The sequence below is a fragment of the Methylobacterium sp. Leaf125 genome, assembly GCF_001423085.1.
Classification (GTDB): domain Bacteria; phylum Pseudomonadota; class Alphaproteobacteria; order Rhizobiales; family Beijerinckiaceae; genus Methylobacterium.
Genome location: NZ_LMNU01000045.1, coordinates 40,092 through 52,226 on the forward strand (window position 1 = coordinate 40,092; position 12,135 = coordinate 52,226).

Below are 12,135 nucleotides of genomic sequence, written 5' to 3' on the forward strand. Positions count from 1 at the left end.
GCGATCCCGTCGCCGACGGCCGCACGCCCCGGACTCGGGCGTGCGATCCGTCGGAGCGCTGGCGCAGATGCGGTTTCGAAGCGGCCCTAGCGCTTGACGGCCGTCTTTTGCACCTTCGCCTTCTCAGGCGTCGCACCCGCGAAGAGCTCGGAGAGATGGCGCTGATCGAGGGTCTTCGCGAAATCCGGAGCCGGCTCGGCAAGCACGGCCGGGTCCGCGGGCCGCGGCGTGATCGATCCGGTGGTGATCGGATCGGGGAGCTCCGCCTGGGCGCGGAGCGAGGGGGTCGGCTCGCGCTGCAGGCGCAAGGTCCAGTGAGCGGCGGTGGAGAGCGCAGCGACCGCGAGGATCGCCTTGATGCCACCCGTCAGGAGGCGTCTCATAGTGGTCAGGCCCGAAACTACGCAGTGGCACGCGACCGGTTCCCCGGCCGATGCCCACACTTGCCCAGGATCGTTAACGACCGCGACTTAGATACAACGGGAGAGCGTCCCGGGATGGGACGGGGCCGATGAGGTGGGCCTTGCGCCAAGGCTGCGGTTCCTGTTCCCCGCGTCCTTGACACGCCTGTCGCCACCCGGCCCACTAGGCCTCACAGGGACCGCGCAGAGAACTGGTCCGCACCGCCCCGTCACGACAAGCCCCGCCACCATGCCAAGCCCGAGAGGGTTCGCGAAACCATCGGGCGCCTCGGCAGCAGGGACCGCCGATGTAGGCGGCGGCGACTGAGCCGGCAACCGGCTTCGCCCGCGTCATGACGGCTGCGACGATCCGCACGCCGCCGCGAAGGCCGTCAGGCGGGCGCCGTCGCCGGCCTCGTCCGCCCCGGACAGGCGCGCATAGAGGTCCGCCGCGCCGGCGAAGACCTGACGCCCGGCGGCATCGTCCCCGAGGAAATCGGCGATCTCGTGCATCTCGGCGACCCAGCGCTGGGCCTTGGGAAGCATGTCGGGCAAACCGCGGGCGAAGCGCGCGAGGAGAGCCGGCTCAGTTTCGGCGAGTTCCGCCCGGAGGGCTTCGCCGGCGCCCGCCCGTTCGGCCCCCAGCACCATGAGGGCGGCCAGGGCGGTGAGGCCCTTGTTGATGCCCGCATAGGCCATCTTCAGGCCCGAGGCCGCGCCGATACCACCGGAATTCAGCCTGAGGTCGACACCGAGGTCGCGGAGAGGTCGCGCGGATTCGACCGCGTCGCCCGACACGTGGAGACGCGGACCGGGGGTCCCGGGCTTCGGCGGCAGGCCGATGATCGCACCATCGAGGAAGGCCGCACCGGTGGCCGCGACGATCCCGGCGATGCGTCGGACCGTCTCGACATTCACCGCGTTGCAATCGACGTAGACGGGCTTGTGGGTCGCGGCCGCGAGCACCGGGGCGAGGGAGACGGCGAGCGCCTCGGCGTCGGCGGGCGGGACGATGGAGAGCAGGAGGTCGGCCCGCATCAGGCCGGGGGCGTCGGTCTCGGTCATGCCGGCGGCGTCGGCGCGAGCCCGGGTCGCGGCGCTGCGGCCGTCGAGGAGCGTCAGGACATCGGCGCCGTTCCCGGTGAGGCGCGCGGCGAGCGCGCTCCCCATCGCGCCGGCAGCCAGGATGGCGATCGTCGTCATGAGCCCGCGCCTTCCGAAATGCGAACGACCGCGCCGCGGCTCTCGGCCGGGGCGCGGTCGCTCAGGGATGCAAGGGGCAGGCCCGGAGAACGGGCGTCACCCGGGGCGCTGTCAGCTCAGGGAGCCGCAGAAGCGCTGGATCCGGGTGCAGGCCTCTTCGAGGGCGGCGTTGGAGGTGGCGTAGGAGATGCGCAGGTTGGGGCCGAGGCCGAAGGCCGAGCCGTGGACCGCGGCGACGCCCTCCGCCTGGAGCAGCTCGACCACGAAGTCCTCGTCGGTCGCGATGGTCTTGCCGGCCGGGGTCTTGCGCCCGATCGTCTCCGCGCAGGACGGATAGACGTAGAAGGCGCCCTCGGGCGTCGGGCACTTCAGGCCCTTGGTCTGGTTCAGCATCGACACCACGAGGTCGCGCCGGGTGTGGAAGGCCTTGCGGAACTCGGCGAGGTGCGCCTGCGTCCCCTCCAGGGCGGCGACCGCGGCCCATTGCGAGATCGTCGAGGCGCCGGAGGTCTGCTGGCCCTGGACGAAGTCCATCGCCTTGATCAGGGGCTCGGGGCCGGCGGCGTAGCCGATGCGCCAGCCGGTCATGGCGTAGGCCTTCGAGACGCCGTTCATGGTCAGCGTGCGCTCGTACAGGCCCGGCTCGATCTGAGCCGGGGTGACGAATTCGAAGTCGCCGTAGGTCAGGTGCTCGTACATGTCGTCGGTGAGCACCCAGACCTGCGGGTGGCGCATCAGCACGTCGGTGATCTTCTTCAGCTCGTCCCGGGCATAGGCGGCGCCCGAGGGGTTGGACGGCGAGTTGAGGATGATCCACTTGGTCTTGGGCGTGATCACCCGCTCCAGCTCCTCGGGCTGCAGCTTGAAGTCATGCGCCATGTCGGTCTCGGCGAAGACCGGGGTGCCGCCGCACAAAACCACCATCTCGGGGTAGGAGACCCAGTACGGGCGCGGGATCACCACCTCGTCGCCCGGGTTCAGGGTGGCGAGGAGGGCGTTGTAGATGACGTGCTTGCCGCCGGTGCCGACGATGGTCTGGGACGGCTTGTAGTCGAGTCCGTTCTCGCGCTTGAACTTCTTCGCGATGGCCTCGCGCAGCGGCACGATGCCGGAGACGGGCGGATACTTGGTCTCGCCGCGCCGGATCGCCTCGATGGCCGCATCCTTGATGTGCTGGGGGGTGTCGAAATCCGGCTCTCCCACGGAGAGGCTGATCACGTCCATGCCCTGCGCTTTCAGCTCGCGCGCCTTCTGCGTCATCGCGATGGTCGCGGACGGCTTCACGCGGGACAAGGCGTCGGCCAGAAAGCCCATGGGGGGTCACTCCCGTATAGTGTATGAAGGTCGGATCGAGCGGCGCGGACCCTAGTCGCGCCGCCGCGCACGGGCAAGGGAGACCTGCCGTTGCTGCGGCGTTCCCCCCTGCAACCCAGCGAAGCTTGCGATCCAGCGAACCTTGCAAACCGGCGAAGGCTTGCAACCCAGGGAACGCTTGCGACGAACGAAAACCGCCGCGACTCCGGGGGAGCCGCGGCGGTGAGACCGTCGATGGGGTTTTCTGCCCGGCCCTCTCGGGCCGGGTCCGGGCCCGTCAGATCCCGCCGAAGACCCAGCGCAGCTTCGAGAGGAAGCCGCCGCCGGAGCGCGTCTCGCGCACCTCCGCGGGCTCGTCCTTGACCGCGGCCGCCGCCGCATCGGCCTGGATCAGGCCGAGGGCCGCCGTGTCGGTGGTTTCGCGGTCGATCAGGATGAAGCCGCCGGTGTCGCGGTTGGCCGTGTAGGCATCCACCGCCACGGCCCGGTCGAGGGTCAGGGTCACGTCGGCGATGTCGTTGGCGGTGAGGCGCGCGGCCGGCTCGGGGTTGCCGGTCTCGGGATCGATCCGGGTCCGGATCGCGGTGACGACGGCGTTCACCGTCACGGTCCCGATCTTGGCGAGCAGGGTGGCGCCCGGCAGCAGCTCGGTCTCGGCCGCCCAGAACAGGCGGGCATCCAGGCTGTCCGTCACCCGCATCGGCGCGTCCGCGGTGACGATCACCGAGCCGCGGGAGGCGTCGATCTCGTCGGCGAGCACCAGGGTGACCGACTGGCCCTCGACCGCGTGGGGCAGATCGCCGTCGGCGGTGAAGATGCGGGCGATCTTCGAGGTCCGGCCCGAGGGCTCGACGATGACGGCGTCGCCCGGGGCCACGCGGCCGCTGGCGATGAGGCCGGCAAAGCCCCGGAACTCCGAGTTCGGCCGGTTCACCCACTGCACCGCCATGCGGAAGGGCGCCGCCTGCTCCTCGACGCGCACCGGAACCTCCTCGAGGTACTGGAGCAGCGGGGTGCCGGTGTACCAGGGGGCGGCAGCGCCCGGCAGCACGACGTTGTCGCCGTTCTTGGCCGAGAGCGGGATCGCCCGGATCTCGCTGAAGCCGAGGGGGGCGGCGAAGGCGTTGAAGGCCGACAGGATCTCCTCGAACTTGGTCTGCGACCAGCCGACGAGGTCCATCTTGTTCACCGCGAGCGCCACGCGCTTGATCCCCAGCAGGGAGACCAGGAGCGCGTGCCGCCGGGTCTGCCGGGTGAGCCCCTGGCGGGCATCCACCAGGATCACCGCCACGTCCGCCGTGGAGGCGCCCGTGGCCATGTTGCGCGTGTACTGCTCGTGGCCGGGCGTGTCGGCCACGATGAAGGAGCGCTTGTCCGTGGAGAAGAAGCGGTAGGCGACATCGATGGTGATGCCCTGCTCGCGCTCGGCCTGCAGGCCGTCCACGAGGAGCGCCAGGTCGATCTCGGCGCCCTGCGTGCCGTGCTTGCGCGAGTCGCGCTGCAGGGCCGTTACCTGGTCGTCGAAGATCTGCTTGGTGTCGTGCAGCAGGCGGCCGATCAGCGTCGACTTGCCGTCGTCGACGGAGCCGCAGGTGATGAAGCGCAGGACTTCCTTGTTCTGGTGTGCGGTCAGGAAGGCGTCGTAGCCGAAGGCTTCGGGTGACTGATGGATCGTCATCTTAGAAATAGCCCTCCTGCTTCTTGCGCTCCATGGCGCCCGCGCCGTCCTTGTCGATGACCCGGCCCTGGCGCTCCGAGGTGCGGGCGGCCAGGGTCTCGCCGATGATCTCCGGCAGGGTCGCGGCGTCGCTCTCGACGGCACCGGTCAGGGGATAGTCGCCGAGGGTGCGGAAACGGACCGACACCTGCCGGGGGGTCTCGCCGGGGCTCAGCGGCAGCCGGTCGTCGTCGACCATGATGAGCTGGCCCTCGCGCTCCACCACCGGACGGGGCTTGGCGAAGTAGAGCGGCACGATCGGGATCTGCTCCTGCTCGATGTAGAGCCAGACGTCGAGCTCGGTCCAGTTCGAGAGCGGGAACACGCGCAGCGACTCACCGCGCTTCTTCTTCATGTTGTAGAGGTGCCAGGGCTCGGCGCGCTGGCGCTTCGGATCCCAACGGTGCTGGGCCGTGCGCAGGGAGACGATGCGCTCCTTGGCGCGCGAGGCCTCCTCGTCGCGCCGGGCGCCGCCGAAGGCCGCGTCGAACTTGTGCTTGTCGAGGGCCTGGCGCAGGGCCTGGGTCTTCATCACGTCGGTGTGCACCTCCGAGCCGTGGCTCACCGGACCGATGCCGCGGGCGAGACCGTCCTGGTTGGTGTGCACGATGAGGTCGAGGCCGAGCTCCTTCGCGCGCTGGTCTCGGAAGGCGATCATCTCCCGGAACTTCCAGGTGGTGTCGATGTGCATCAGCGGGAACGGCAGGCGGCCCGGCGCGAACGCCTTCAGCGCCAGGTGCAGCAGCACCGACGAGTCCTTGCCGATGGAGTAGAGCATCACCGGGTTCTCGGTCTCGGCGACCGTCTCCCGCATGATGTGGATGCTCTCGGCCTCCAGCCGCTGGAGATGGGTGAGCCGGGCGGACCGGCTCGCCGCAGGGCTGGAGCCCGTTCGGGTGGTGAGGGGGGCGGCGCTCATCGGGCCATCTCCAGGGCGTTTGAGGTTTGTGTCGTTTCGAACGCCGCCGCTTCCTGGCCGGGGGCGACGTTCTCTTCGGGTGCGTGGACGTGCAGCCCGCACTCCTTCTTGGAGGCCTGTTCCCACCACCAGCGGCCGGCCCGCTCGTCCTCGCCGACGCGGATCGCCCGGGTGCAGGGCGCACAGCCGATCGAGGGGAAGCCGCGATCGTGCAGCACGTTGTAGGGCACGTAATTGTCCGAGACGAAGCGCTCGACGTCGGCACGGGACCAGTCGGCCAGGGGATTGATCTTGATGAGGCCGCGGGCCTCGTCGGCCTCGGCCAGCGGCGTGTCGGCCCGGTTGGCCGACTGACCGGCCCGCAGGCCCGTGAGCCAGCCGGCGGCGCCCGCCAGGGCCCGGCCCAGGGGCTCGACCTTGCGGAAGCCGCAGCAGGCCTGCCGGGCGGCGACCGAGTGGCGGAATCCGTTGATGCCGGACTCGGCCACGAAGCGCTCCTCGGCCTCGCGCTCAGGCGCATAGGCACGGATGCGGATGCCGTAGGCCGATTCGGTCTCGGTCCAGGTGTCGTAGGTCTCCGGATAGAGCCGGCCGGTATCGAGGGTGACGATCTCGGTCCGGCCCTTGTGCAGCGCGACCGCGTGCGTGAGCACTTGGTCCTCGATTCCGAGGCTGGTGGTGAACACCAGACGCCCCGGCACCTGCGCCTCGATCAGGGCGATCCGGCCCTTCAGGTCGCGGTCCGCCATCGCGGACGCGAGGTCCCGCGCCGCGTGTTCCAGTTGAGAGCTCATGAAAGACTTCGCGATATGACGTGGCGACGAACGTGGCGATGGGACTTGTGTGGCGATGTGACTTGTCTGGCACCTGAAATGTTCGCTATAACGAACGCTGTCAAGGCATGGCGGCTATCGATACCGGGCAACCCCCGGGTGCGACGACCCCTTCGCCGAAACGGGCCACAGGGGCATTCTGTTGCTCAACGAAGGTAATTCCTTCTCATCGGGCGGTCACGATGTGCTGACCTGCACATCCCCGCGTCTCACGAACCCGCGAGGCCAGCTTGGATTCGATCGACCTGAAGATCCTGGCGCTGCTGCAGCAGGACGCCACCCTGTCCATCGCCACCATCGGTGAGAAGGTCGGCCTGTCGCAGACGCCGTGCTGGAAGCGGATCCAGCGGCTGGAAGCCGACGGCGTCATCGACCGGCGCGTCGCCGTCCTCGACCCGGTGAAGCTCGGCCTCGGCCTGACGGTCTTCGTCTCGATCGAGACCGCCGATCACTCGCGTGAATGGCTGGAGCGTTTCGCCGAGACTGTCTCGGCAATGCCGGAGGTACTCGAGTTCTATCGCATGGCCGGGGACGTGGATTACATGCTCCGCGTCGTCGTCGCCGATATGCGCGCCTACGATACGTTCTATAAGCACCTCATCGCGACCCTGCCCCTCAAGAACGTCACCTCCCGGTTCGCGATGGAAAAGGTCAAATCCACCACGGCCCTGCCCCTCCCGGTCCCGCCCGCCAACGGACGCTTCACGCCGACGCTGTCGGTGGTGGCCGGGGAATAAAATTCTCTTTTGCCCTGCACACGCAGGCAGCTCCTTCTACCGTGACGTCGTTCTGTAAAACGGACAACCCCGTTGACAGCCGGCCTCTCAGGACGACATGGCTTTCCACATGGCACGACACGCGATCATCCCCCGTACGGCTCCCTTCGGCGACACCGAACGCGCGAGCCTCGACGCCGTCCTCGGCGCCGCCTCCCCGATCCAGCGCGCCTGGCTCGCGGGCTTCCTCGCCGGCCTCGACGCCAGCGGCACGCCGCAGGCCGCCGCCGTCCCGGCCGCGCCGCCGAAGTCCGCCGAGCCGCTGACGATCCTGTTCGCGAGCGAGTCGGGCAACTCCGAGAAGCTCGCCGGCGACATGGCCAAGCTCGCCCGCAAGAACGGCTTCAAGCCGAAGATCGTCGATTTCGCCGATCTCGAGATCGCCAGCCTCGCCAAGGAGAAGCGCATCGTCGCCATCGCGGCGACCTGGGGCGAGGGCGAACCGCCGGCCCGGGCCGTGCGCGCCTACAACGAGCTGATGGCCGATGGCGCGCCGCGCCTCGACGGCGTGTCCTTCGGGGTGCTGTCCCTCGGCGACACCTCCTACGCGGAGTTCTGTGCCATCGGGAAGGCGCTCGACGCGCGCTTCGAGGCCCTGGGCGGGACCCGGGCCCACGAACGCGCCGACCTCGACCTCGATTTCGAGACGCCGGCCGCCGCCTGGATCAAGGACACCCTCAAGGCCCTCACCCCGCCGCCGAGCGCCGACAACGTCGTGGCGGTGGACTTCGCCGCCCGCGCCGCCGGCGACGAGGACGAGGACGCCGAGCCCAGCCGCGAGCCCCGGATCGTGGAGGTGGTCGACCACGTCAACCTGAACTCGTCGCGCTCCGACAAGGAGACGATCCACCTCGCCCTGGAATTCGAGGACGGCGCCCCCGCCTACGAGCCCGGCGACTCCCTGGAGATCTATCCGGAGAACGACCCGGCCCTGGTCGACGAGATCCTCAACGCCACCGGCCTGTCCGGCGACGCGGCCCTGCGCCAGGCCCTGCTGGCCGAGCGCGACATCACCACCCTGTCGGCCACCACCGTGGAGCGTTTCGTCAAGGCGACGGGCCATGCCGAGGCGCAGACGCTGATCGACAGCGGCGAGCTGCGCGCCTGGATCGAGGGCCGCCACCTCATCGATCTCATCACCGCCTACCCGGCGGCGCTGACGGCCGAGCACCTCACCACCATCACGCGGCCCCTGCCGCCGCGGGCCTACTCGATCGCCTCCTCCCGCAAGGAGGTGGGCGACGAGGTCCACCTCGTGATCGCGGCCGTGCGCTACGAGACCCACGGCCGGGCACGCGGCGGCGTCGCCTCGACCCACGTGGCCGACCGCATCAAGAACGGCGCGAAGCTGCGGGTGAAGCTGAAGCCGAACCGGCACTTCCGCCTGCCCCAGGACCCGGCCACCGACATCATCATGGTCGGCCCCGGCACCGGCGTCGCCCCGTTCCGCGCCTTCGTGCAGGAGCGCCGCGCCGTCGAGGCCCCCGGCCGCGCGTGGCTGTTCTTCGGCGACCGGCAGTTCACCCACGACTTCCTGTACCAGCTCGAGTGGCAGGAGGCCCTGGAGGACGGGTCGCTGTCGCAGATCGACGTGGCCTTCTCGCGGGACCAGCCCGAGAAGATCTACGTGCAGGACCGGATCACCCAGCACGCCAAGGAGGTCGTCGCCTGGCTCGACGGCGGCGCCAGCTTCTACGTCTGCGGCGACGCCACCCGGATGGCCAAGGACGTGCGCAACGCCGTGGTGAAGGCCTACCAGGACGTGAAGGCGCTCAGCCCCGCCGAGGCCGAGGCCGCCGTCGCCGCCCTGGAGCGCGCCCACCGCTACCAGCAGGACGTCTACTGAGACCCCTCCCTCCCCCGCGTGGGGAGGGACCGAGGGTGGGGGTGGTTCAGGATCGAGCGCTCGCGGCGCCTCCCGCACCACCGCCACCGCCAGCTCCTCCCCACAGGGGGGAGGAGAGCTCCCGAACCGGAAATCCCGCCATGGCCGACAAGACCACCCCCCGCACCTACGAGACCCCGCCCACCGACCGCCCGATCTCGGAAGCGGAAGCGGCGCGCGCGGCGGGTCTTGCCGCCAACGAACACATCAAGATCGCCAGCGGCTACCTGCGCGGCACCCTGGCGGACGGCCTCCTGAAGCACGCCACCGGCGCCATCTCGGAGGATGACGGGCAGCTCGTGAAGTTCCACGGGATGTACCTACAGGACGACCGCGACATCCGGGCCGAGCGCACCAAGAAGAAGCTCGAGAAGGCCTACAGCTTCATGATCCGCCTGCGCATCGCCGGCGGCGTCGTCACCCCGAAGCAGTGGCTGGCCCTCGACGACATCGCCACGACCTATGCGGGCGGCGCCCTGCGGGCGACCACGCGCCAGACCTTCCAGTACCACGGCGTCATCAAGTCGAACCTGAAGCGCACGATGGCGGCCATCGACGCGACGCTGCTCGACACCATCGCGGCCTGCGGCGACGTCAACCGCAACGTGATGGCGGCCACGAACCCGGCCCAGACCGGGGCCCACAAGGCCGCCTACCAGCTCGCCAAGGACATCTCGGACTCGCTCCTGCCCAAGACCAGCGCCTGGCGCGAGATCTGGCTCGACGGCGAGCGCGTGGTCGGCGGCGAGGACGCGGCCGAGATCGAGCCGATCTACGGCAGGACCTACCTGCCCCGGAAGTTCAAGACCGTGGTGGCGGTGCCCCCGTCCAACGAAGTGGACATCTTCGCCCACGACCTCGGCTTTATCGCCATCCTGGACGAGAAGAGCCAGGTCACCGGCTGGAACGTCACGGTCGGCGGCGGCATGGGCATGACCCACGGCGAGACCGACACCTTCCCGCGCACCGCCGACGTGATGTGCTTCGTCGCGCCGGAGGATGCCCTGAAGGTCGCCGAGGCCGTGATGACGGTGCAGCGCGACTGGGGCAACCGCAAGGTCCGCAAGAACGCCCGCCTGAAGTACACCATCGAGCGCTACGGCCTCGCCGCCTTCCGGGCCGAGGTGGAGACGCGCGTCGGCAAGCCGCTCGCCGACCCGAAGCCCTTCGCCTTCACGGGGAACGGCGATCGCTACGGCTGGACCGAGGGCGACGACGGACGCCACCACCTCACGCTCTACGTCGCCTCGGGCCGGATCAAGGACTACGAGAACGGCCCGCAGCTGCTCACCGGCCTGCGCCGGATCGCCGAGATCCACGAGGGCGATTTCCGGCTCACCGGCAACCAGAACGTCATCATCGCCAACGTCCCGGCCGCGAAGCGGGCCGAGATCGAGGCCCTGGTGGACCAGTACGGCATGATGAAGGGCGCGAGCGCGCTGCGCCGCAACTCCATGGCCTGCGTCGCCCTGCCCACCTGCGGCCTGGCGCTGGCCGAGAGCGAGCGCTACCTGCCGAGCCTGATGGACGAGCTGGAGGCGAGCCTCGCCTCCCACGGCCTCCAGGACGACGAGATCACCATCCGGATGACCGGCTGCCCCAACGGCTGTGCCCGGCCGTTCATCGCCGAGATCGGCCTCGTCGGCCGCGGCCCCGAGCGCTACCACCTCTATCTCGGGGCCGCCTTCGACGGCTCGCGCCTCGGCAAGCTCTACGCCGAGGACGTCAGTGCCTCCGAGATCAAGACCCTCCTCGACCCGCTCTTCGCGGCCTATGCCCGGAACAAGCAGGCCGGCGAGCGGTTCGGCGATTACCTGATCCGCGACGGCTACGTGACCCGGACCATCAACGGACCGGATTTCCACGAGAGCACGGGCGCGCTGAAGAGCGCCGCCTGATCCCCGCGCGAGCGCAACACCCGGCGCCGGGCGGCGACAAGCCCTCCGGCGGCCGCGGGCGCGGGTGCAATCTCCGCAAGACCAGACGCGCTGCGTCGCACCATGGGACAGTGCGGCGCAGGGGCAGCGAAGTCTAACGGCCAAGCTCGAACTTCGTTAACCGGGAGCGCAACCGTTCCTGCCTCGGCCCGTTGTCTGCAGAGACAGCCGGGGAGGCCCTCATGGCCAAGCATGAGATCTTGAATTTCTTCGAACATCGGCGCGATGGCGCCTGGGTCTGCGTGAAGCCCTTCACGCTGACGACCAAGAGCAGCAGCGTCGACATCCGCCAGGGTATGCGCTTCGACTACGGCAAGCGGATCGGCGGCGTCGATCTGGCCGAGTACCTGGAGCAGCTCGGCTCCCAGTTCGGATCCTGATCCGTTCCGATCCGGATCCGACGCGAAACATCCCGGCATCGTCCGATGCCGGGCTTTGCGCTGCGTCGTCAGGCCATCGACGGCGCGCGGCGCGGCGCGGCGCCGTTTTTGACGCCGACGAGGCAACAGCCTAGTTTATCGCCATGACCCGTGCAGCGGCCATCGTCCGCGACATCCCCGACGAAGCGGCCCCGACCACGCGTTGCCGCATTCTCGCGACGGCGGAAGAGGCGTTCCGGCTCGTCGGCTATCAGAAGACCACCGTCGCCGACATCGCCAAGACGCTGCGGATGAGCCCGGCCAACGTGTACCGCTTCTTCGAATCGAAGAAGGCGATCCACGAAGCCGTCATCAAGCGCCTCATGGACGACACCGAGCAGCGGGTGGCGCAGGCCGCCGTCGCTCCGAACCGGACCGCCGCGGCGCGCATCGCCGGCGTCATCACGGTGATGCACCAGGCCTGCGTCGAACGTTGCCAGGCCAACCCGCGCCTGCACGAGATGGTGGAAGCGGCCATCACCGAGAGCTGGGATGTCTGCCGCGCCCATGTGGATCAGATCGGCTCGGTCCTGCGCGAACTCGTGCAGGCGGGCGTGGCGGCCGGCGAATTCGATGTCGCCGATCCGTCGATCGCGGCGGCCTGCATCCACACCGCCATCATCCGTTACTGCCATCCTGCCCTGGTCAGCCACTACCCGGATGCGGGTGCCCCGCCCCTCGACGCGATGATCGCCTTCCTGCTCGGAAGCCTGCGCCACGCGAACTGACGG

At 69.5% G+C, this 12,135-nt stretch carries 11 protein-coding genes; 5 read left to right on the forward strand and 6 right to left on the reverse strand.

The genetic code is table 11. The features are described 5' to 3' along the window. Positions 1 to 86: 86 nt before the first annotated feature. From ASF58_RS20335 to ASF58_RS20360, 6 genes are all read right to left on the reverse strand, one after another. Complete coding sequence (locus ASF58_RS20335) at positions 87 to 383, reverse strand: hypothetical protein (RefSeq protein ID WP_055956865.1); 297 nt, start codon at positions 381 to 383, stop codon at positions 87 to 89. Positions 384 to 752: 369 nt separating this feature from the next. After that, complete coding sequence (locus ASF58_RS20340; protein ID WP_055956869.1) at positions 753 to 1,604, reverse strand: NAD(P)-dependent oxidoreductase; 852 nt, start codon at positions 1,602 to 1,604, stop codon at positions 753 to 755. A gap of 111 nt (positions 1,605 to 1,715) precedes the next feature. Next, positions 1,716 to 2,918 (reverse strand): pyridoxal phosphate-dependent aminotransferase, encoded by a 1,203-nt coding sequence (locus ASF58_RS20345; protein WP_055956872.1) that lies wholly within the window; start codon positions 2,916 to 2,918, stop codon positions 1,716 to 1,718. Between the two features lie 277 nt (positions 2,919 to 3,195). Next, the gene (cysN, locus tag ASF58_RS20350) at positions 3,196 to 4,596 is read right to left on the reverse strand and encodes a sulfate adenylyltransferase subunit CysN (protein ID WP_055956875.1); all 1,401 of its coding nucleotides are present in this window, start codon (positions 4,594 to 4,596) and stop codon (positions 3,196 to 3,198) included. Position 4,597: 1 nt separating this feature from the next. Next, on the reverse strand, positions 4,598 to 5,554 hold the full coding sequence (gene cysD, locus ASF58_RS20355; protein WP_055956877.1) for a sulfate adenylyltransferase subunit CysD: 957 nt from the start codon (positions 5,552 to 5,554) through the stop codon (positions 4,598 to 4,600). Continuing rightward, the gene (locus ASF58_RS20360) at positions 5,551 to 6,348 is read right to left on the reverse strand and encodes a phosphoadenylyl-sulfate reductase (protein ID WP_055956880.1); all 798 of its coding nucleotides are present in this window, start codon (positions 6,346 to 6,348) and stop codon (positions 5,551 to 5,553) included. The genes cysD and ASF58_RS20360 overlap by 4 nt, the downstream gene beginning before the upstream one ends. A gap of 269 nt (positions 6,349 to 6,617) precedes the next feature. On the opposite strand from ASF58_RS20360, the gene ASF58_RS20365 reads away from it, so the two are divergent. The 5 genes from ASF58_RS20365 (at position 6,618) to ASF58_RS20385 (ending at position 12,132) form a co-directional block, all read left to right on the forward strand. Then, positions 6,618 to 7,124, forward strand: a complete 507-nt coding sequence (locus tag ASF58_RS20365) for an Lrp/AsnC family transcriptional regulator (RefSeq protein ID WP_055956884.1) — start codon at positions 6,618 to 6,620, stop codon at positions 7,122 to 7,124. Between the two features lie 109 nt (positions 7,125 to 7,233). Beyond that, positions 7,234 to 9,009, forward strand: a complete 1,776-nt coding sequence (locus ASF58_RS20370; protein WP_055956887.1) for a flavodoxin domain-containing protein — start codon at positions 7,234 to 7,236, stop codon at positions 9,007 to 9,009. 140 nt (positions 9,010 to 9,149) lie between these two features. Then, on the forward strand, positions 9,150 to 10,946 hold the full coding sequence (locus ASF58_RS20375; RefSeq protein WP_055956890.1) for an NADPH-dependent assimilatory sulfite reductase hemoprotein subunit: 1,797 nt from the start codon (positions 9,150 to 9,152) through the stop codon (positions 10,944 to 10,946). Between the two features lie 221 nt (positions 10,947 to 11,167). Further along, positions 11,168 to 11,365, forward strand: a complete 198-nt coding sequence (locus ASF58_RS20380) for a hypothetical protein (protein WP_055956893.1) — start codon at positions 11,168 to 11,170, stop codon at positions 11,363 to 11,365. 143 nt (positions 11,366 to 11,508) lie between these two features. Then, on the forward strand, positions 11,509 to 12,132 hold the full coding sequence (locus tag ASF58_RS20385; RefSeq protein WP_055956896.1) for a TetR/AcrR family transcriptional regulator: 624 nt from the start codon (positions 11,509 to 11,511) through the stop codon (positions 12,130 to 12,132). The last annotated feature ends 3 nt before the right edge of the window (positions 12,133 to 12,135 follow it).